We start from the raw sequence: 17738 nt of genomic DNA, 5'->3' as shown, positions 1-17738 counted from the left end.
AGTTGGGGATCGCGTAGGGCTGGTTGAAGATCCCCTCCACATGGCCCTTGTCGGGGCCGGGCGCGCTGCCGCCGGCGAGGCGCTGCATCGACTGGCGCGTGACCGAGGGCGCGGCCACGCGCGCGTCGAGACCCTGCGCGAAGCCGCCCCGGATCACGCCGCGCATTCGTGCGGCGGCGGCGGGGCGGTAGAAGTCGTGGCGCATGTCCTCCTCGCGCGACCAGGTGACCTGGACGGGCGTTCCTTCCATCTCCGCCGCGACGCGGGCCGCGAGGACGGCATAGTCCACCTCGCCCCGCCGCCCGAAGCCGCCGCCGAGATAGGTGACGTGGCAGGTGACCTGTTCGGGGTCGAGGCTCACGGCCGCCGCCGCCGCCCGCTCGGCGAAGCCGGGCGACTGGCTGCCCGTCCAGATCTCCAGCGCGTCGCCTGTGTATAGCGCGGCGGCCGACATCGGCTCCATCGTCGCGTGGGCGAGGAAGGGCACGGTGTACTCCGCCTCGATCACCCGGTCGTCGCCCGAGATCTCGAACCCCTCCACGTCGCCGTCGTCCCGCAGGGTGGAGTTCGGCGGGTCGTAGAGGCTGGCGCGGATCGTCGCCATGATCTCGTCGCTGGTGGCGGGGTAGGGGGCGGGGCCCCAGGTCACGTCCACCGCCTCCGCCGCGCGGAAGGCGAGCCAGGTGTTGGTGGCGACGACGGCGATCCCGGTGCCGAGGTCGATCACCCGCTCCACCCCCGGCATGGCCAGCGCCTCGGTGGCGTCGAAACGCTCCATCGTGCCGCCGAGGCGGGGGGACATCCGGACGGTCGCGAACTTCATCCCCGGAAGCCGTACGTCGATGCCGAACTCGGCCGTGCCCGTGACCTTTTCCACCATGTCGAGGCGCGGCATGGAGCGGCCGAGGAAGCGCCATTCCGACGGCGGGCGCAACTCCACCCGGCGGGGCGGGTCGATGGCGGCGGCGGCCTCGGCGAGGTCGGCGTAGGCGATCTCGATGCCGCCCGGCGCGATCACCTTGCCGTCCCGCGTCCCGAGCGCGCCCACGACCATGTTCAGCCGCTCGGCCGCCGCGCGCTTCAGCGTCTCGCGCGCCGTGGCGCCCGCCATGCGCAGCCGCTCCCAGGCGTCGAGGGTGGAGGTCGAGCCCCCCGTGACCTGGAGACCCATGGTCTTGGGCAGCACGGACATCGCCTCGATCATGACCTCGTGAAAGCCCGTCCGTTCGTAGTCGTTGATCGGCAGGGCGTGCGACATGAGGCCCGCGTTGAAATAGGCCTGCGCGGCGGGGCCGTGGATCACGCGGATCTGCTCCCAGGCGACGTCGAGCTCTTCGGCCACCAGCGCGGGCAGCGTGGTGTAGACGCCCTGACCCATCTCGGCCCGGGCGGCGATCAGCGTCACGCCCTCGCGGTCGATGATGATCCAGGGGTTCAGCGTCGCCTGGCCCTCGCCCGGCGTCAGCGGGTTCGGCAGATCGCGCCGGTATTGCCAGACGCCGAAGGCCACCCCGCCCGCGACGGCGGCCGAGCCGATCAGGAAGGTGCGCCGCGCGATCCTGCCCCAGTTCGCCATGGCTCAGGCCTCCCTCAGGCTGCGCGCGGCGCTGCGGATCGCGGCGCGGATGCGGGGATAGGTGCCGCAGCGGCAGAGGTTGCCCGCCATGGCGGCGTCGATCTCGTCGTCGCTTGGGTCGGGCGTTTCGGCCAGGAGCGCCGCGGCCTGCATGATCTGCCCCGACTGGCAGTAGCCGCATTGCGCGACCTGGTGCTCGACCCATGCCGCCTGAACGGCGTGGAGCGCGTCGGCCGTGCCCAGCGCCTCGATCGTCGTCACCTCGCCCCAGACATCGGCCAGCGCCACCTGGCAGGAGCGCACGGCCTCGCCGTCGATATGGACGGTGCAGGAGCCGCAGGCCGCGACGCCGCAGCCGTATTTCGTGCCGGTGAGCCCGAGTGCGTCGCGCAGCACCCAGAGGAGCGGCACGTCGTCGGGCAGGTCCACGTCGCGTGGGGTTCCGTTCACTCTCAGGCGCGTCGCCATGGCTGGGTCTCCCGTGCAAGGCCTCTGACAAAATGGTGCGGGAGTGTCAGCCTGTCAATTGACAAAATCGACACCGGGTGTCACATGTCCTTCATGGATGCCGCCGCCGCCCCTGACCTTCCCCTCACCGGGCGCATTCGCGCCCGCGTCGCCGATCCGCGCGCCTGGGCGGTGCTCGAGGCGGGGTATGGCGCCTTCCTCCAGTTCGGGCTCCGGCGCACCTCGATGCAGGACATCGCGGACCGCGCCGGCATGAGCCGGGCGGCGCTCTACCTCCACTACCGCAACAAGGAGGATATCTTCCACGCGCTGATGGAGGCCTATTTCGCCGCGGCCGCCGACGCGGTCGCCGAGGCGCTCGCCCGGCAGGGCGATCCGGTGGAGGCGCTGACGGCGGCCTTCGAGGCGCAGATGGGAGACGCCGCCGAGATGATGCACCGCTCGCCGCACGCGGACGAGCTCCTGTCGGCCAAGCACGGCATCGCGCGCGACCTCATGGCGGATGGCTATGCGCGGCTGGCGCGTGTCTACGGAGACTGGCTTGTCGCCGGGCTGGCAGCGGGCCGGATCGCGCCCGAGGCCGTCGGCCCCGACCCGCAGGCCGCGGCGCGGGCGATGCTCGCCGCGCTCGACGGGTTGAAGCAGGCCGGCCTCGACTGGGAGGACTACCTCGAGGCGCGGGACAGGCTCGCGCGCATGTTCGGACGCGCCCTCCGGCCGTGAGGGGGGCGGAAAACGAAGGTTTTCCGCCCGGAAAAGCCGGCTTTTCCGGCCCCCGGCGGCCCCGTATGCGCGGGTCGGGAACGGTGCGCCCGGACGCAAGGGGACGCCTTCAGCGCTCGCGGGACATGCTCCGGGGGCAACGGAGCGGACAGGAGAAAACCTCAATCGGCGAGGCGGCCCTCGATCCGCGTCGTGCGACGTACGAGGGCACGATCAGCGCCCGCGAATCCTCGGATCGAGCGCGTCGCGCATGCCGTCGCCCATGTAGTTCACGCTGAGCACCGTCAGCGAGATCAGGATGCCGGGAAAGATCACCATCCAGGGCGCGCGCTCGGTGTACTGCACCGCGTCGATCAGGATCTTGCCCCAGGTGGGGAAGTCCGAGGGGAAGCCGAGGCCGAGATAGCTCAGCGCGGATTCCGTGATGATCGCGTTCGCGATGGCGAGCGTGCCCGAGACGAGGATCGGAGAGAGCACGTTGGGCAGGATGTGCCGCGTGATGAGCCGCCGCGACGGCGTGCCGATCGAGCGGGCGGCGAGGATGAACTCGCGCTCCTTGATGGCGAGGATGTCGCCCCGCACGATCCGCGCGACGGGCATCCACGAGGTGATGCCGATGACCGTCACCATCAGGATGAAGATACCGGCCTCGGTGCCGAAGCGCTGCGACAGCGGCTCGCGGAAGAGCATGATGATGACGAGGAGCAGCGGCAGCACCGGCAGCGCGAGGAACAGGTCCGTTAGCCGCATCAGGAGCCCGTCGAGCGAGCGGAAGAAGCCCGCGAGCACCCCGATCAGCGTGCCGAGAAAGAGCGTGATGACCATGGCGACGAGGCCCACGGCCAGCGAGATCCGCCCGCCGAACATGACCTGCGCCATGACGTCCTGGCCGAGCTGCATCGTGCCCATCGGGTGCGCGAGGCTCGGCGCCGCGAAGCGGTTGCGGGTGTCGAGCTCGCCGGGGTCGATCGGCCAGAGCCAGGGTCCGATGGCCACGAAGAGGATGATCGCGACGAAGCAGAACATCCCCGCCATGGCGCCGCGATGGGCGCGGAACTGGACCCAGGCCTCGGCCCACTGGCTCTTGGGCTCGTGCGAGAGGATGGCGCCGGCGGCGCCGGCGGGCGTGGCTCCGGAGGTGGCGACGACGTCGGGTCGGTCAGTCATAGCGGATCCTCGGGTCCAGGATGCCGTAGAGCACGTCGGCGATCAGGTTGAAGGTCACCACGAGCACGGCGAAGATGAAGCTGATGGTCTGGACCAGCGGCACGTCGGCGCCCCGGATCGCCTGGATCAGCTGGTAGCCGATGCCGTTCACGCGGAAGACCTGCTCGGTGATCAGCGCGCCGCCGAAGACGGCCGGCACGTTCAGCGCGATGACGGTCACCACGGGGATCAGCGAGTTCCTGAGCACGTGCCTGAGCACGACCACCCGCTCGCCCATGCCCTTGGCGCGCGCCGTGCGGACGTAGTCCTGCTGGAGGTTGTCGAGCATCGAGGCGCGCATGTAGCGACTGATCTGCGCGGCGTTGTAGAGGCCGAGCACCATCATCGGCATGACCATCTGCTGGAGCTGGAAGACGAAGCTGTCCCAGTCCCGCACCACGTGGGTCGTGTCGTAGCTCGAGGGCAGCCACCACCACGCGGTCGTCGGCGTCCAGACCGAGAAGATGATGATGGCCATGGTTCCGGTGAAGAAGGTCGGGATCGAGAAGCCGACCATCGAGAAGAAGGTCGCGCCCTGGTCCACCAGCGAATACTGCTTGTAGGCCGAGATGATGCCGAGCGGCATGCCGATCAGGATGCCGATGATGTAGGAGGTTCCCACGACCCACAGCGTCTGCGGCAGCGAGATCGCGATGAGGTCGAAGACGGGGCTCCGCGTCTGGTAGCTGATGATGCGCGGGGTGTCCGGCGGCACGAGCTGGATGCAGCCCTCGGGCATGGTGCGGTCGGGCAGGCGCGGCGCGCGGCAGAGCGCGTCCTCGAGCATGATCGCGGGCTCGGTGATGAACATCATGCGGGCCCAGCGCAGGTACTGGCCCACGAGCGGCTCGTTCACGCCGAGGCTCTCGCGGATCTGCTCGCGCACCTCCGGCGGGATCGTCAGCGGCAGGTTGGCGGTCGGGTCCGACGGCGAGAGCTTCACGATCATGAAGATGATGAAGCTGATGAGGACCAGCGCCGGCACGGCAAGGATCAGTCGCCGGATGATGTAGGTGATCATGGGGTGCGCCTCGCGAGGGGGTCCATGCGGATGTCCGTCCCGGGGGAGGCGTTCCGCTGGAACGGCCCCCGCCGGCTGGCGACGGGGGCCGCTTGTGACGGCGTTGATCTAGCGCGAGCGGATCAACGCTCCATTCCGGGCGTGCGGCGCCATTCGGCGATGTTCCACAGCTCCGAGTCCCAGTCGGACATGCTGATGCCCTCGAGGCTGACGGCATGGGCCGAGACGCCGCCGCGGTGGACGAGCGGGATGATCGAGTAGCCCTGGACGATCATGTCGTTCATCTCGCGCGCGATACGTCCACGCTCCTCGAGGTCGGCGGTGCGCGCCAGCTCCTCGATCAGGGCGTCGTACTCCTCCATGCAGAAGCGCTGGATGTTGGCGCCCTGCCACTGGGTCTCGGGACGGGGCCAGTCGTCGCAGGCCCAGTTCGCCATGTAGGCCTGCGGGTCCACGCCGGCGAAGTTGTTCGTGTACATCTCGATGTCGGCGTAGAACTTCTGGAACGTGTCCGGGGAGGCCGGATCGCCGCCGAAGAAGACCGACGCGTCGATGTTGCGAAGCTCGGTCTCGACGCCGAGTTCGTCCCACCATGCCTGGATCAGCGCCTGGGTGTCCTGGCGGACGGCGTTGGTCGAGGTCTGGTAGACGATGCGCAGCGGCACGCCGTTGTACTCACGCACGCCGTCGCCGTCGGTGTCGACGATGCCGTTCTCGTCCAGCAGCGCGATGGCGCCGGGAATATCCTGCGTGAGGCAGGCATCATTGGCGGTCGAGGCATAGAGCTCGGGCGCCGGGAGCACGTTGCAGGTGGCCTGGCCGCCCGCGCCGTAGCCGACTTCCACGATGAGGGCCCGGTCGATCGCCATGGACAGCGCCTGGCCGATGATCGGGTTCGTCAGGAACGGGTGCGGACCCGCCTGCGCGGTCGAGCGCACGTCGCCGAGCGCCGGGTCGGGGTTCGTCTGGTTGAGGTGCAGACGCTCGACCGAGGTGCCGAACGCGGTCACGACGTTGCACATCCCCTCGGCTTCCATGTCGGCGAGGATCTGCGGGTCGATCTGCAGGTTCCAGGCGTAGTCGAACTCGCCCGTCTGGCAGACCGAGCGCGCGGCCGCCGCTGCGTCCCCGCCGCCCCGGAAGGTCACGGTGGCGAAGTAGGGCTGCTCGGGGTTGCGGTAGTTCTGGTTCGCCGAGAGTTCGATCACGTCGTTCGGGCGGAACTCGTCCACCACGAAGGGGCCGGTGCCGATCGGGCCGAAGTTGGCGCTCGTGCACTCGGGCGCGCGGGCACCGAGGCAGTCGGCGAACTGCGCGGCCTGGATCACCGGGCTCTCCGAACCGACGAAGGCGGTGTAGGGGAAGGGCGTCGGTGCGCCGAAGGTGATGCGCACCTGGTTGTCGCCCACGGCTTCCACGTTGGTCACGCCGTCATAGGAGCTGAGCTGCGCGCAGCCGCCCTCGGGATGGGTGCAGTACTGCCAGGTGAAGATGAAGTCCTCGGCGGTCAGCGCCGAGCCGTCCGACCAGGTGATGCCGTCGGCGATCGTCCAGGTGATCGAGGTCAGGTCCTCGGAGACGCCGCCGTTCTCGAGCGTCGGGATCTCGGCGGCCAGCCACGGCACCATCTCGCCGTTGTCGTCGAAGCGGGCCAGCGACTCGAGGATCAGCGAGGCCGACTCGATCTCCTTCGTGCCGCCCGAGAGATAGGGGTTCAGCGTCGAGGGCGCCTGCCAGTAGATGATGTTGAGGTGCCCGGACGAGCCGCGCTCGGCCAGCGCGGCCGCGGGGGCCAGCGCCAGCGCCGCGGCGCCGAGCAGGAGGGTTTTGCGGGTCATGAGGTCTTCATCTCCTTGTTGAACTCACCTTGACAGTGATGTCTGCCGGCCGGTCGGCCGAAGTTTATGGTTATGCGGGTCCGGGCGATGACAGGACGACACGTCCCGATTGTCCAGCCCCGGATCATCGAACGCGCAACCTCGTCAAAAAGCAAGCCCGATGGCGTGCGAGAATGCCTCCGATTTGAGCAGTCGCGGCATTTGACAGCACCCGCTTTCCGGTCATAGCGTCACGAGGTCATCCAGCCAGGGACAGGGGGACACATGCTCGACCGGCCGATTGCGCAGGTCCGCAACCTTCGCGTGGAATTCCACACCAAGTCGGGCACCATCGTCGGCGTCGAGGACGTGTCCTTCGAGGTCGGCGCGGGCGAGACGGTCTGCATCGTCGGCGAGAGCGGCTCGGGCAAGTCCGTGTCGTCGCTCTCGCTGATGCGCCTCGTCGAGTACGGGGGCGGCGCGATCGCGGGCGGGCAACTCATGTTCGACCGCAAGGACGAGGAGCCGATCGACCTCGCCAAGGCCGACAGCGGCCTGATGCGCGACATCCGCGGCAACGAGATCGGCATGATCTTCCAGGAGCCGATGACCGCGCTGAACCCGGTATTCACCGTCGAGCGGCAGCTGACCGAGGGGCTGATCCGCCACAAGGGCATGTCGAAGCGCGAGGCCCGCGCCCGCGCGCTCGAGCTCATGCGCCAGGTCCGCATCCCCGAGCCCGAGCGCCGCCTCCAGCAGTATCCGCACGAGTTGTCGGGCGGCATGCGCCAGCGCGTCGTCATCGCCATCGCGCTCGCCTGCGAACCGCGCATCCTGATCGCGGACGAGCCCACCACCGCGCTCGACGTGACGATCCAGGCGGAAATTCTCGCGCTGATCGACCGGCTGAAGCGCGAGACCGGCACGAGCGTCATGTTCATCACGCACGACATGGCCGTGGTCGCCCAGATCGCCGACCGCGTCGTGGTGATGTATCGCGGCCGCAAGGTCGAGGAGGGGCCGGTCGAGGAGATCTTCGCCAATCCGCAGCACCCCTATACCCAGGCCCTTCTGTCCGCCGTGCCGAAGCTCGGCGAGATGCAGGGCAAGGCGCTGCCCGAGCCGATGAAGCTCATGAGCGCGCCGGCCGACGCGCCCGCGCCCCGCCCCATCGCGGGCACGGACAGGGTGCTGCTCCGGGTCGAGAATCTCGTCACCCGCTTCCCCGTGAAGGGCGGGCTGCTGCGCCGCACGGTGGCCAACGTCCACGCGGTCGAGGACGTGTCGCTGACGATCAACGCGGGCCAGACCCTCAGCCTCGTGGGCGAATCGGGCTGCGGCAAGTCGACGGCGGGCCGCTCGATCCTGCGGCTGGTCGAGCCGCTCTCGGGCAAGGTCGATCTCGACGGCACCGACATCATGGCGCTGAACCCGCAGGATCTGCGCAAGGCCCGGCGCCACATGCAGATGATCTTCCAGGACCCGTTCGCGTCGCTCAATCCGCAGATGCAGCTCTCGCACCAGGTCGCGGAGCCGATGCTGAACTTCGAGCACGTGCCCCCGGACGAGCGGAGGGACCGTGTCGCGAAGCTCTTCGACCGGGTGCGGCTGCCCAGGGACTTCATGACGCGCTACCCCCACGAGCTTTCGGGCGGACAGCGCCAGCGCGTCGCCATCGCCCGCGCGCTCGCGCTGAACCCCAAGCTCATCATCGCCGACGAGGCGGTGTCGGCGCTCGACGTGTCGGTGCAGGCGGAGGTGCTGAACCTGATGATGGAGCTTCAGGCCGAGCTTGGCCTCAGCTACCTCTTCATCAGCCACGACATGGCCGTGGTCGAGCGCGTCTCGCACATGGTCGGCGTCATGTATCTGGGGCGCATCGTCGAGATCGGGCCGCGCGCGCGCATCTTCGAGAACCCCCAGCACCCCTACACGCAGGCCCTGCTGAAGGCCGTGCCCATCGCGGACCCGGCCAGGCGGAAGGCCGAGAAGGACCTGAACTTCAAGCCGATCCCGTCGCCCGTCCATCCCATCGGCTACGTGCCCGAACCCTCGCGCTACGAGGAGGTCGAGCCCGGCCACCTCATCCTCACCACCGACAGCGGATACTGAACTGCCATGCCAGACCCCCTCAGTCCGCGCCAACTCCTCGACAAGCTCGTCTCCTTCCCCACCGTCAGCCGCGACTCGAACCTCGACCTCGTCGACTGGGTGGAGGCGTATCTCGGCGAGCACGGCATCGCCTGCCACCGCGACTACGACCCCGAGGGCCGCAAGGCGAGCCTCTATGCCCATGTCGGCCCCGAGGTCGCGGGCGCCGTCGTCCTCTCGGGCCATACCGACGTGGTTCCCGTCGACGGGCAGGAATGGGACAGCGACCCCTTCACCGTGATCGAGAAGGACGGCAGGCTCATCGGGCGCGGCTGCTGCGACATGAAGGGCTTCGACGCGCTCGCCATCTGGGCCACGGTCGAGGCGCAGCGGCGCGGCGTGACCCGCCCCCTCCAGCTCTGCCTCTCGCGCGACGAGGAGATCGGCTGCATCGGCGCGCCGCCGATGATCGAGAAGATGGCGACGCATCTTCCCAAGGCCGCGCTCGCCATCATCGGCGAGCCGACCGAGTGGGGCATCGTCAACGGTCACAAGGGCGGCGTCGGCTTCGACCTGCACTTCCGCGGCTACGAGGTCCATTCCTCCATCGCCTACAAGGGCGTCTCGGCCATCATGGAGGGCGCGCGCCTGATCGACTGGGCGAACCGCGTGAACGAGGAGAACGCCGCCAAGGCCGATCCCGCCGGCGACTACGACCCGCCCTACACGACGCTTCATGTCGGGATGATCCAGGGCGGCACGGCGCACAACATCACCGCCAAGGACTGCACCTTCGTCCTGTCGGCCCGCTGCGTGCCGGAGGAGCCGAACGCCGAGTGGGCCGCCCGCATCAAGGCCGAGATCGACCGGATCGAGGCGGGGATGAAGGCCGTGCGTCCCGAGGCGCGGATCGACGCGAACCCCAAGTGGGACGTGCCCGGCCTCGCCGCCGAGGAGGAGGGCGAGGCCGAGGCGCTCGTCCGCCGCCTGACCGGCGAGAACGGCAGCAAGGTCGTCAGCTACGGGACCGAGGCCGGGCAGTTCCAGGCCGCCGGGATCTCGGCCGTGGTCTGCGGGCCCGGCAACATCGCCCAGGCGCACCAGCCCAACGAATGGCTCGCCGTCGAGGAACTCACGAAGGGGGAGGCGTTCATGAACCGCCTCCTCGACACGCTGCAGGAGAAGTGATGCCCATCAAGAACCGTCTCGCGGAGCTCATGCCCGAGATCGCCGGCTGGCGGCGCGAGATCCACATGAACCCCGAAATCCTGTTCGACCTGCCGAAGACCACGGCGCTGGTGGAGGCCAAGCTCCGCGAGTTCGGCGTGGACGAGATCCACAGCGGCATCGGGCGGTCCGGCATCGTCGCGCTGATCCGCGGCAAGACCGACAGCCGCGGCTATTGCGTGGGCCTGCGCGCCGACATGGACGCGCTGCCGATGACCGAGATGACGGGCCTGCCCTATGCCAGCCAGACGCCCGGCAAGATGCACGGCTGCGGCCATGACGGACACACGGCCATGCTGCTCGGCGCGGCCAAGTACCTCGCCGAGACCCGCAACTTCGACGGGACCGTCGCGCTGATCTTCCAGCCGGCCGAGGAGGGCGGCGGGGGCGGCGAGCTCATGGTCAAGGACGGCATGATGGAGCGCTTCGGCATCTGCGAGGTCTACGGGATGCACAACGAGCCGGGTCTGCCCGTGGGCGAGTTCGGCGTGAGCCCGGGGCCCATCATGGCCGCCGCCGACGAGTTCGAGGTGACGATCCTGGGCAAGGGCGGCCATGCCGCCCGGCCGCACATGTGCATCGACCCGACGCCCGCCGCCTGCAACGTGGTCATGGCGCTGCAGACCGTGGCGAGCCGGAACACCGACCCGATCAAGAACATCGTCGTCTCGGTCTGCACGCTGCGCACGTCGTCGGAGGCCTTCAACGTGATCCCGCCCGAGGTGCTGATCCGCGGCACCGTCCGCACCCTCGACGCGGGCGTGCGCGACATGGCGGAGGAGCGCGTGACGCGCCTCATCCACTCCACCGCCGAGGCCTATGGCTGCGAGGCGCACCTCCGCTACGAGCGCGGCTACCCGGTCGTGGTGAACCACGATGCCAACGCCGAGATCGCCGCCGAGATCGCGCGCGCCGTCGCGGGCTCGGACAAGGTCCACTGGGGCCGTCCGCCGCGCATGGGGGGCGAGGACTTCGCCTACATGCTGAACGCGCGGCCCGGCGCCTTCATCAACGTCGGCAACGGCGACACGGCGGGCGTGCATCACCCCGCCTACGACTTCAACGACGAGGCCATCCCCTACGGCTGCTCCTTCTTCGCGGAGCTGGTCGAACGCCGGATGCCCGCCGCCTGAGGAGGCTCCCATGCCCATCCGCAACCGCTTCGCCGAGATGCTGCCCGAGATCGCCGGGTGGCGGCAGCACCTGCACCGCAACCCCGAGATCCTCTACGAGGTCCACAAGACCGCCGCCTTCGTGGCCGAGAAGCTCCGCGAGTTCGGTGTGGACGAGATCGTCGAGGGCGTGGGCCGCACCGGCGTCGTCGGCGTGATCCGGGGGAAGGGCACGGGCGCGCGCACCATCGGGCTTCGCGCCGACATGGACGCGCTGCCGATCCACGAGGAGACGGGGTTGCCCTATGCCTCCGAGACGCCCGGCGCGATGCATGCCTGCGGCCATGACGGCCATACCTCGATGCTGCTCGGCGCCGCGAAGTATCTCGCCGAGACGCGGAACTTCGAGGGCAACGTCGTCCTCATCTTCCAGCCGGCCGAGGAGGGGGGCGCGGGCGCGCTCGCCATGGTCGAGGACGGGCTGATGGAGCGCTTCGGCATCGACGAGGTCTACGGGATGCACAACGCGCCCGGAATCCCCGTGGGCACGATCGTCACGCGGCCGGGGCCGCTGCAGGCCTCCTCCGACGAGTTCGAGATCGTCGTGACGGGCCTCGGCGGCCACGCGGCCGAGCCGCACAAGGCCGTCGACACCACGCTCGTCGCCGCGCAGATCGTCGTGACGCTGCACTCCATCGTCTCGCGGAGCGTCGATCCGCTGCGCTCGGTCGTGCTGACGGTAGGGACGTTCCGCACCGATTCGGGCGCGTCCAACATCATCGCGCACACCGCGCGGATGCAGGGCACGGTGCGCTGCCTCCACCCCGACGACCGCAAGCTGATGGAAGGCCGCATCCGCCGCGTGGTGGAGGATACGGCCAGCGCCTTCGGCGCCACGGCGACCCTGAACTGGATCCCCGGCTACCCGGTCACGGTGAACGATGCAGGCGCGGTGGGATACGCCGTCGACGCTGCGCGCGCGGTGGCCAATTCCGTGGCCGACGATGTCGACCCGATCATGCCCTCCGAGGACTTCTCGTACATGTTGCAGAAGCGTCCGGGTGCCTATCTCTTCCTCGGGAACGGCGACAGCGCGATGTGCCATCACCCCAAGTACAACTTCAACGACGAGGCCATCCCCTTCGGATGCAGCTTCTTCGCCGAGATCGTCGAGAGACGGATGCCGGCGAGCCAATAGACAGACAGGAGACCACAAGATGCCCGTGAAGAACCGTTTCGCCGAGTTGCTGCCCGAGATCACCGAGTGGCGCCGCGACCTGCACGAGCACCCCGAGATCCTCTTCGAGACGCACCGCACCTCGGCGATGGTGGCCGCGAAGCTGAAGGAGTTCGGCTGCGACGAGGTGGTGGAGGGTATCGGCAAGACCGGCGTGGTCGGCATCATCAAGGGCAAGACCAACGCCTCCGGCCGGACCATCGGCCTCCGCGCCGACATGGACGCGCTGCCGATCCACGAGGAGACGGGGCTGCCCTATGCCTCGAAGACGCCGGGCGCGATGCATGCCTGCGGCCATGACGGGCACACCGCGATGCTGCTCGGCGCGGCCAAGTACCTCGCCGAGACGCGGAACTTCGACGGGACCGTGGCGGTGATCTTCCAGCCCGCCGAGGAGGGCGGCGGCGGCGGCCGCGAGATGGTCGACGACGGCATGATGGAGCGCTGGGACATCTCCGAGGTCTACGGGATGCACAACTGGCCGGGCGTCGAGGCGGGCAAGTTCGCGATCCGGCCCGGCCCGTTCTTCGCCGCCGCCGACCTCTTCACGATCCACGTCAAGGGCAAGGGCGGCCATGCGGCCAAGCCGCAGGACACGATCGACACGACCGTGATGGCCGCGCACATGGTCCTCGCGCTCCAGACGATTGCGAGCCGCAACGCCGACCCGATCAAGCAGGTCGTGGTCTCGGTCACGAGCTTCGAGACCGGCTCGAAGGCGCACAACGTCATCCCCGAGACGGTGACGCTGAAGGGCACGGTCCGCACGCTCGACCCCGACATCCGCGACCTCGCCGAGAGCCGCATGAAGGCCATCGTCGAGGGCACCGCCGCCACCTTCGGCGGCACGGCGAAGCTCGACTACAAGCGCAACTACCCGGTGATGATCAACTCCGACGAGCAGACCGAGTTCGCCGCAGAGGTCGCCCGCGCCGTCTCGGGCGACTGCGCCGAGGCGCCCCAGGTCATGGGCGGCGAGGACTTCGCCTTCATGCTGAACGCGCGGCCGGGCGCCTACATTCTCGTGGGCAACGGCGACACGGCGATGGTTCACCACCCGCTCTACAACTTCAACGACGAGGTCATTCCCGCCGGCTGCTCCTGGTGGGCCGAGATCGTCGAGCGGCGCCTGCCCGCCGCGTGACGCCGACGCCACGGAAGGGGCGGGGCCGTCGCGCCCCGCCCTTGTCCGAGGCGCGGTTTTCTGGGACATCGACGGGCCCCGGAACCCGACAGCCAGACAGATGCCCCTCCTGCGCCGCCTCACCGAGATCGAACGCCGCTGGCGCGCGCATTTCAACGTCGCGCCGGTGGACGCCGAGACCTGGCGCAAGGCCCGCATCTACAACGCCTGGTTCGATCACGGCATCCTACGCACGGTCTGGACCAACCAGGCCGAGATCGCGCCGGGCGTCTACCGCTCGAACCACCCGACCGAGGCGCGGCTGCGGCGGCTGAAGGCGCTGGGCCTGCGCTCGGTCCTCAGCCTCCGCGACAGCCCCGGCGCAGCCCACAACGCGACCGAGCGGCTCTGGTGCGAGGAGATGGGCCTCGCGCTCCACGTCGTCGGCATGAGCGACAAGGCGGCGCCGACGCGCGCCTCGCTCCTGGCGCTGATCGAGGCCTTCGGGCGGATCGAGCGGCCCTTACTCATCCACTGCAAGGCGGGGGCCGACCGGGCCGGCCTCGCCTCGGCTGTCTACCTCCTCGCGGTCGAGGGCGTGCCGCTGCCGGTGGCGCGGCGGATGCTGTCCTTCCGGTTCTTCCACCTCAGGGGGAGCCGTGCGGGCGTCCTCGGCGCCGTGCTCGACGCCTACGGCGCGGACGGCGGCGACGCGGCGATGCCCTTCGCGGACTGGGTGGCCAGCCGCTACGACCCCGAGGCCGTCGCCCGCGACTTCCGCGTTCGGCGGGGCGGCGCCTCTTGATTGCCGAGCGCGACATTTGCCGGTGAAATGCGGGGACGCGCGCGGTAGTCTCCCACCGATGCCCGTAACGAGGAGGACCGCCCCGTGATCCCGCGCCCCGCACCGTTCCTCGGCGCCCTGCTCGCCGCGCTGGCCGTCCTGCCCTCCGCCGCGCAGGAGGCGCGCGAGATCGCCGGGCAGGCGATCTACCTCGCGCGGATCGCGCTGCCGCCCGAGGCCGTGCTGATGGTCGAGGCGACGGGCTTCGGCATGAGCGAGATCGCCGCGCTGCGCCAGCCGACCGAGGGCGCGCAGGTGCCGCTGCCCTTCGCGCTCGACATCCCCGAGGGGCTGGAGGCGACGCTGCGGGTCGGGATCGCCCTCGGCGGACGGGTGAACTGGCTGAGCCAGCCGATCGCCGTCGAGGCCGGGAGCGACGATGTCGATCTCGGCGAGGTCGTGCTCCGCCCGTTCGAGCCGATGGGCTTCACCTCCGCCTTCCGCTGCGGCGAACGCGTCCTCCGCGTGGGGTTCGCCGGGCAGGACGCGATCCTCGACACCGGCGAGGCGCGCATCCGCCTCGCGCCCTCCGAGGCCGCGTCGGGCGCGCGCTACGAGGCGCCGGACGATCCCGGCACATGGTTCTGGAACCGGGGCGACGGCGCGCTCGCCTCGGTGGCGGGAACGCAACTCCCCGAGTGCCGCATGATCCTGCCCATGGGCGAGCAGGGCTACACCGCGCGCGGGAACGAGCCCTTCTGGCGCGCCGACGTCGCCGAGGGCCGCCTGCTGCTGGTCCGCCTGGGATTCGAGGATCTCGACCTGCCGGTCTTCTCGACGGAGCTCACGCCCGAGGGCGACATCGTCATCGACGCGCGGCATCCCGACCAGCCGCTCCGCGTCGTCCTCGTGCGGCGCGACGGCATCTGCCGCGACGACATGAGCGGAATGCCCTATCCCGAGAGCGTGGAGATGGCCATGGGAGACAACGTGGAACGGGGCTGCGGCGGCGACCCGCGCGACCTGATTGCGGGGCGCGAATGGGTGGTCGAGGACATCGACGGGCAGGGCATCATCGACGCCTCGCGCGTGACGCTCCTCTTCGGGCGGGAGGGCCGGGTGGCCGGCTCGGGCGGCTGCAACCGCTGGTTCTCGGGCTACGAGCTGACGGGCGAGGGGCTGTCCTTCGGGCAGGCGGGCTCGACCATGATGGCCTGCCCCGAGGCGCTGATGACGCAGGAACGCCGCTTCTTCGAGGCGCTGTCCCGCGTCATCCGTCACGACTTCGACGAGACCGGCGCCCTGATCCTCCACACGCCCGAGGGCCCGGTGATCCGCGCGCGGGCGGAATAGAGGGGCATTTCTGCCTGACGCCTCAAAATGCACGCATTGTTCCCTGCAAGTGCTCGTGTCGGATGGCAGGGAATGGAACGGATGGGACAACTCGGACCGGACAATGCCGTATGGATAGGCGACGGTGAGTGGATCGCGTTCGAGGACTTCGGCGACATCGACCCCGATGAGCCGATGGATGCCCTGTTGCCCGTACTCGAGTGGCAGGACCGCCTCTGCAGACGATTTCCCGACGCTGAGCTTCCCGTGATCCGGCAGTTCATTCGACTGTCCCGAGCGGCAGCCGAGTATCGCGACACCACCGGCAGGCACCTCAACATCTACGGCGCGCTTGGGGAGTTGTACGGCGCGATGGTTTGGGGAGTCAGGCTGCACCGGAAGCCGGACACGAGTGGATCTGATGGTCGTCTCGGGAAGGATTGGGTCGAGATCAAGACCATCGGCCCCAAGAGTTCAACCGATCGCGTCCAGGTCAAGCTTTCCGGAAATTTCAACAAGCTTCTCGTCGTGAAGATCATTGAAGGTGGCAATGAATTTCCGGCGGACTTCCACGTCACGAGCAGGCTCGTCTGTCGGCGAGACCTCACTTCGGCCAGCAGGGGGAACGCCGGGCTCGCCTGGTCGCGGGCGTGTCACATCGGGATGCCGCCGCCATCCTGCCGCTGACCCCTCAGCCCCCCGTGTGGCTCATGTGGCGGCTCATCTGGCCGGCCACTTCCTGGCGGGAATAGTCGAAGTCGTGCCCCTTGGGCTTGCGGCCGATGGCGGCGCGGATCGCGTCCACGAGAAGCGCGTCGTCCTTCGAGGCGCGGAGCGACGCGCGGAGGTCGGCCATGTCCTCCTGGCCGAGGCACATGTAGAGCTGCCCCGTGCAGGTCAGCCGCACGCGGTTGCAGCTCTCGCAGAAATTGTGCGTGAGCGGCGTGATGAAGCCGATCTTCTGGCCCGTCTCCTCGAGCCGCACGTAGCGTGCCGGGCCGCCCGTCCGCTCGGCGAGGTCGACGAGGCTGAAGCGCTCGGCCAGCCGCGCGCGGAGGTCCTTGAGCGACCAGTACTGGTCGAGCCGGTCCTCGTTGCCGAGATCGCCCATCGGCATGACCTCGATGAAGGTCAGGTCCATGCCGCGCGACGCGCACCAGTCCTGGAGCTCGAAAAGCTCGTCCTCGTTGAAGCCCTTGAGCGCGACGGCGTTGATCTTGACCTTGAGGCCCGCCTCCTGCGCGGTGTCGATCCCCTCGAGCACCTGCGGCAGGCGGCCCCAGCGCGTGATGTCCGCGAACTTCTTCTCGTCGAGCGTGTCGAGCGACACGTTCACCCGCCTGACGCCGAGCGCGTGCAGCTCGCCCGCGAAGCGCGCGAGCTGGCTGCCGTTCGTCGTCAGCGTCAGCTCCTTCAGCGCGCCGCTCTCGAGGTGCCGCGACATGGCGCGGAAGAAGGTCATGATGTCCCGCCGCACCAGCGGCTCGCCCCCGGTGATGCGCAGCTTCTGCACGCCCAGCCGGACGAAGGTCGAGCACATGCGGTCGAGCTCCTCCAGCGTCAGGAGCTCCTTTTTCGGCAGGAACTGCATGTTCTCGGACATGCAATAGACGCAGCGGAAGTCGCAGCGATCGGTGACCGAGACGCGCAGGTAGGTGATCGCGCGGGCGAAGGGGTCGATGAGCGGGGCGTCGCGTTCCATGGTCAAAGAGTATGCACCGCGGGCACCGCCCGCAAGCCCGGCGCGCGATGCGGGGACAGGCGCTCCCCGGCGCTTGCGGCAGGGAAATGTTGATCGGCACAGGCAAAAGGGCCTAGGCTCGGCGCCATGACCAGACACGCGATTTCCCTGACCCTCCTGCTTGCGCTCGCCGGCTGCGGCGGCGGCCCGATCTTCGGCGGTGGCGGTGGTGGCGGGCTCTTCGGCGGCGAGGGGGGGTTCGGGCGCGACCGCGCGCAGCCCTCCGCGGCGATGGCCCCCGGCACCGACACGCCGCGGCCCGAGGTGCGGCCGGGCGGCG

General features: G+C 69.3%; 16 protein-coding genes. 10 read left to right on the top strand and 6 right to left on the bottom strand.

Translation table 11 applies throughout. The features are described from left to right. Nucleotides 1-1576, bottom strand: a 1576-nt coding sequence (locus tag ACTS11_RS18715; protein ID WP_442641802.1) for a molybdopterin cofactor-binding domain-containing protein, incomplete at its 3' end; no start/stop codon positions are given. 3 nt (nucleotides 1577-1579) lie between these two features. Next, the gene (locus ACTS11_RS18710) at nucleotides 1580-2044 is read right to left on the bottom strand and encodes a (2Fe-2S)-binding protein (protein ID WP_442641801.1); all 465 of its coding nucleotides are present in this window, start codon (nucleotides 2042-2044) and stop codon (nucleotides 1580-1582) included. A gap of 84 nt (nucleotides 2045-2128) precedes the next feature. Between ACTS11_RS18710 and ACTS11_RS18705 the strand changes: the two genes are divergently transcribed. After that, nucleotides 2129-2767 (top strand): TetR/AcrR family transcriptional regulator, encoded by a 639-nt coding sequence (locus ACTS11_RS18705; protein ID WP_442641800.1) that lies wholly within the window; start codon nucleotides 2129-2131, stop codon nucleotides 2765-2767. 213 nt (nucleotides 2768-2980) lie between these two features. On the opposite strand, the gene ACTS11_RS18700 is transcribed toward ACTS11_RS18705, so the two are convergent. The 3 genes from ACTS11_RS18700 to ACTS11_RS18690 form a co-directional block, all read right to left on the bottom strand. Next, entirely contained in the window at nucleotides 2981-3934 is a 954-nt protein-coding gene (locus tag ACTS11_RS18700) for an ABC transporter permease (RefSeq protein ID WP_442641799.1), read from the bottom strand. Beyond that, complete coding sequence (locus tag ACTS11_RS18695; RefSeq protein ID WP_442641798.1) at nucleotides 3927-4994, bottom strand: ABC transporter permease; 1068 nt, start codon at nucleotides 4992-4994, stop codon at nucleotides 3927-3929. Before ACTS11_RS18695 ends, ACTS11_RS18700 begins: the two co-directional genes overlap by 8 nt. Nucleotides 4995-5116: 122 nt before the next feature. Further along, on the bottom strand, nucleotides 5117-6832 hold the full coding sequence (locus ACTS11_RS18690) for a peptide ABC transporter substrate-binding protein (protein WP_442641797.1): 1716 nt from the start codon (nucleotides 6830-6832) through the stop codon (nucleotides 5117-5119). A gap of 264 nt (nucleotides 6833-7096) precedes the next feature. Here ACTS11_RS18690 and ACTS11_RS18685 point away from each other — a divergent pair, with 264 nt between their 5' ends. From ACTS11_RS18685 to ACTS11_RS18650, 8 genes are all read left to right on the top strand, one after another. After that, a complete protein-coding gene (locus tag ACTS11_RS18685; RefSeq protein WP_442641796.1) occupies nucleotides 7097-8923 on the top strand; it encodes an ABC transporter ATP-binding protein in 1827 nt (608 codons plus the stop codon). A gap of 6 nt (nucleotides 8924-8929) precedes the next feature. After that, complete coding sequence (gene argE / locus ACTS11_RS18680) at nucleotides 8930-10090, top strand: acetylornithine deacetylase (RefSeq protein ID WP_442641795.1); 1161 nt, start codon at nucleotides 8930-8932, stop codon at nucleotides 10088-10090. Next, nucleotides 10090-11262, top strand: a complete 1173-nt coding sequence (locus ACTS11_RS18675; protein WP_442641794.1) for a M20 aminoacylase family protein — start codon at nucleotides 10090-10092, stop codon at nucleotides 11260-11262. Before argE ends, ACTS11_RS18675 begins: the two co-directional genes overlap by 1 nt. 10 nt (nucleotides 11263-11272) lie before the next feature. Further along, on the top strand, nucleotides 11273-12439 hold the full coding sequence (locus ACTS11_RS18670; RefSeq protein ID WP_442641793.1) for a M20 aminoacylase family protein: 1167 nt from the start codon (nucleotides 11273-11275) through the stop codon (nucleotides 12437-12439). Between the two features lie 19 nt (nucleotides 12440-12458). Beyond that, nucleotides 12459-13622 (top strand): M20 aminoacylase family protein, encoded by a 1164-nt coding sequence (locus ACTS11_RS18665; protein ID WP_442641792.1) that lies wholly within the window; start codon nucleotides 12459-12461, stop codon nucleotides 13620-13622. Nucleotides 13623-13722: 100 nt separating this feature from the next. Beyond that, a complete protein-coding gene (locus tag ACTS11_RS18660) occupies nucleotides 13723-14406 on the top strand; it encodes a tyrosine-protein phosphatase (RefSeq protein WP_442641791.1) in 684 nt (227 codons plus the stop codon). A gap of 84 nt (nucleotides 14407-14490) precedes the next feature. Then, on the top strand, nucleotides 14491-15738 hold the full coding sequence (locus ACTS11_RS18655; RefSeq protein WP_442641790.1) for an META domain-containing protein: 1248 nt from the start codon (nucleotides 14491-14493) through the stop codon (nucleotides 15736-15738). Between the two features lie 72 nt (nucleotides 15739-15810). Then, nucleotides 15811-16404, top strand: coding sequence for a hypothetical protein (locus tag ACTS11_RS18650; protein WP_442641789.1), 594 nt, complete (start codon nucleotides 15811-15813; stop codon nucleotides 16402-16404). Nucleotides 16405-16408: 4 nt separating this feature from the next. Here ACTS11_RS18650 and moaA read toward each other — a convergent pair whose 3' ends face one another. Continuing rightward, the gene (gene moaA, locus ACTS11_RS18645; protein WP_442641788.1) at nucleotides 16409-17419 is read right to left on the bottom strand and encodes a GTP 3',8-cyclase MoaA; all 1011 of its coding nucleotides are present in this window, start codon (nucleotides 17417-17419) and stop codon (nucleotides 16409-16411) included. A 126-nt stretch (nucleotides 17420-17545) separates the two neighbouring features. Between moaA and ACTS11_RS18640 the strand changes: the two genes are divergently transcribed. Further along, the coding region (locus tag ACTS11_RS18640) for a hypothetical protein (protein ID WP_442641787.1) at nucleotides 17546-17738 on the top strand (193 nt) is incomplete at its 3' end.

It is taken from the genome of Roseicyclus sp., from assembly GCF_052168335.1.
Lineage (GTDB): Bacteria > Pseudomonadota > Alphaproteobacteria > Rhodobacterales > Rhodobacteraceae > Roseibacterium.
The sequence above is the reverse complement of the archived record's forward strand: the minus strand, read 5'-3'. Positions and strand labels throughout refer to the sequence as shown.